The organism is Microcoleus sp. LAD1_D3 (assembly GCF_036702135.1).
Classification (GTDB): domain Bacteria; phylum Cyanobacteriota; class Cyanobacteriia; order Cyanobacteriales; family Microcoleaceae; genus Microcoleus.
The window spans coordinates 1-2,869 of the sequence record NZ_JAUBSB010000135.1; the positions used below are offsets into that span (position 1 = coordinate 1).

Below are 2,869 nucleotides of genomic sequence, written 5' to 3' on the forward strand. Positions count from 1 at the left end.
AAGTTAATAGTTGGGATTCAATCCAGTCAAGCAAAACTTTCCATTATATCATAAAATTATTTTGCAAGAGGTCTAGTGCATTCGCGAATTTCAACCCTACATCGAACACTTTGTCCTCTGCGACACAATGGGCATCCTCACTCCAGAGAAAACTTATGTATGGGTTCGCGACATTCTACAATTGGTCAACAATGCAGCTTTAGGAGTGCATTTTCACAATGACTTAGGCATGGCTCTCGAAAATACCCTCCAAGCTGTCATCGCGGGAGCTTCAATGATTTCAGGCACATTCCGAGGCATTGGTGAACGGGCAGGTAATATCCCACTAGAGCAAGTCTTAAATGGACTTAGATTGCGCTTTGGCATAGAAGTAGAGGGCATTAATTATGAAGCCCTCTCCCAAGTCACAGACTACCTCGATTCACTAGGAGTTCGTCCTGCTTCCCCTTACTCCCAAGCTGCCCTTCGTCACGAAAGCGGCATTCACGTTAATGGCTTCTTACGCGACCCAGATAGCTACCATATTTTTCCTCACGCCAACCCAGAAATTTGGTTTGGCAAATGCAGCGGTTCTAGCAATTTTCAGTACCTGTTTGAGAAGCAACTCAACAAACCGCTTACTCCTGAAGATTACAACCGAATACGAGATAAAATCAAATCCCTTTCCATTCAAGAGCAGCGGTGCTTTTCTCCAGAAGAAGTTGTCGAGTTATTTGAGCGAGGATTTTTCAATGACTGAGCCGTATCGCGTGGTAGCTCTCCCTGGCGAAGGAATCGGGCCAGAAGTGGTAGACGCTTCCTTAAAAGTTCTCCTGCATTTAGCAAAATTAGAAGGGTTTTCTCTAGTTATAGACTATGGCTTAATTGGACAACCTGCCTTCAATGAATTTGGAAAATTCTTCCCCAACCAAACCGCCCAAGTATGCGAAGGTGCTGATGGAATTTTATTCGGAGCCGTCACGAGAGGCGGAATTCTCGAACTTCGCCAACACTTCGACTTTTTTATCAATTTTCGTCCCGTGCGTCCCTTTGAAACTTTATTGGATAAATCCAGCCTTCAGTCGCACAAGATTCAAGGAGCCGATATATTATTTGTTCGAGAGTTAGTAAGCGGAATTTATTTTGGACCATCAGGACGGACAGAAGACGACAATGGCTATTATGGCTTTCATACAATGAAATACTACGACTGGCAAATCCGCCGCATCGCTAAAGTAGCTCTAGGCAAAGCAAAAGAGCGCCGAGGTTTGCTTACCGTTGCCCATAAAGAAAATGCTCTGCCACAAATCCCTTGGAGCCGTTTAGTGCAGGAGGAAGCCGAACATTTCCCTGATGTTATAGTAGAGCCAATGCTAGTGGATAACTTAGCCATGCAACTCGTGCGGGAGCCTAAGCGATTTGATGTGATTCTAGCAGGAAATTTATTTGGGGATATCCTCAGCGATATCGGAGGAGCATTAGTAGGTTCCATCGGGTTATTACCCTCTGCCAGTCTGAACGAACGCGGGTTCGGTCTTTATGAAGCCATACACGGCACAGCACCAGATATTGCCGGGAAGGGTATTGCCAATCCTCTAGGAACGATGGGGGCAGTTGTTTTAATGCTTCAGCAGTGGGGGGAAACCCATGCGGCTATCAACCTAATTCAAGCCATCGAAAAAGTTTTAGCCCTGGGCTACCGCACGGCAGACTTAGCCCCCCAGGGTCAAGAAATCTTAGTCAACGCGGAAACTTTAACCGAGTTGATAGTCCAACAACTCGGTAGTTAACCTTGATAAACAAGCAGTAGGGAAAACTTATGACAATCGAACCGAAAGTGTTAATTTTTGGAGATGATATTAATACAGACGATATTATTCCGGCAAAACGGTGTACTACTGCCGACCCAGAGTATTTAAAGCAGTATGCTTTTGAACATCTGATTGGTGAAGGAAACCTTGTAGGCTATGAAGAAATCGAAGCTGGACGCAATTTTGGCTGCGGTTCTAGCCGAGAAAATGCACCTATTGCCATAAAAGCTGCTGGCATAAAAAAAATACGCGCTCTCTCTTTTGCCGAAATATTTTACCGAAATAGTATCAATATTGGTCTGACTTTAGAAGTTTACTCCCAGCCTAATAATAATCCTGTCGTCGAAGCTATTGTGAGGGCAGGCGGCTTAATTCCCTTTAACCAAAAGCGGCAGAAAGGTGAAATTTCTGTTCCCCTGAGTTCTACTTATGCTAGGGCGATGACTCTGACAGAAAAACTTTTGGCACGGGCGTCTGGCAATGCTTACGTTCAGCCGGGAGAGATGGTTTTTGCTAAAGTCGATTTAGCCATGTCTCACGATGCTGTAGCCGCACCTGTTGCTGATGTCTTTTACCAGAATTTTGGAGAAGAAGCAAAACTTTGGGATGCCAGCCGTGTTGTTTTAGTAGCCGATCACTTTATTCAAGTCAACGACGTGCGAGTAGACCCTAAAGCCACTTCTTTATACTCAGAAATGGTGCAGTTTGCCCGCTCGCAAGGCTGCCATTTGTTCGATATGGTTTCCCCAGGAGAAGCTGCTGGCATTTGTCACGTTCTGCTGCCAGAAAAGGGCTTCATTCATCCAGGTATAATTGTAGCGGGTACAGACTCTCACACTTGCACTTACGGAGCCTTTGGATGTTTTTCCACTGGAGTGGGAACAACGGATATGGCGAATATTTTTGCGATGGGGGATATGTGGGTGCAGGTTCCCCCTACCCTACTTTTTAGACTTGAAGGAACTTTGCCCAAATATATTGCTGCCAAAGACATCATCCTATTTAGGGCTTGCTGAATAAGCCTAAAACCCTTACCTCAAAAGACTTTGACTCGCGTTCGGCGTTGACAACGTGTAAGA

At 45.1% G+C, this 2,869-nt stretch carries 3 protein-coding genes; all 3 read left to right on the plus strand.

Features of this window, described 5'->3' with window-relative positions:
• Positions 1–100: 100 nt before the first annotated feature.
• From QUA74_RS29465 to QUA74_RS29475, 3 genes are read left to right on the plus strand one after another with little or no spacing between them, the layout of a single operon-like run.
• Positions 101–739, plus strand: coding sequence for a hypothetical protein (locus QUA74_RS29465; protein ID WP_333336281.1), 639 nt, complete (start codon positions 101–103; stop codon positions 737–739).
• Positions 732–1,769, plus strand: a complete 1,038-nt coding sequence (leuB, locus tag QUA74_RS29470; protein WP_333336277.1) for a 3-isopropylmalate dehydrogenase — start codon at positions 732–734, stop codon at positions 1,767–1,769. Before QUA74_RS29465 ends, leuB begins: the two co-directional genes overlap by 8 nt.
• Positions 1,770–1,798: 29 nt before the next feature.
• The gene (locus QUA74_RS29475; protein ID WP_333336278.1) at positions 1,799–2,806 is read left to right on the plus strand and encodes an aconitase family protein; all 1,008 of its coding nucleotides are present in this window, start codon (positions 1,799–1,801) and stop codon (positions 2,804–2,806) included.
• The last annotated feature ends 63 nt before the right edge of the window (positions 2,807–2,869 follow it).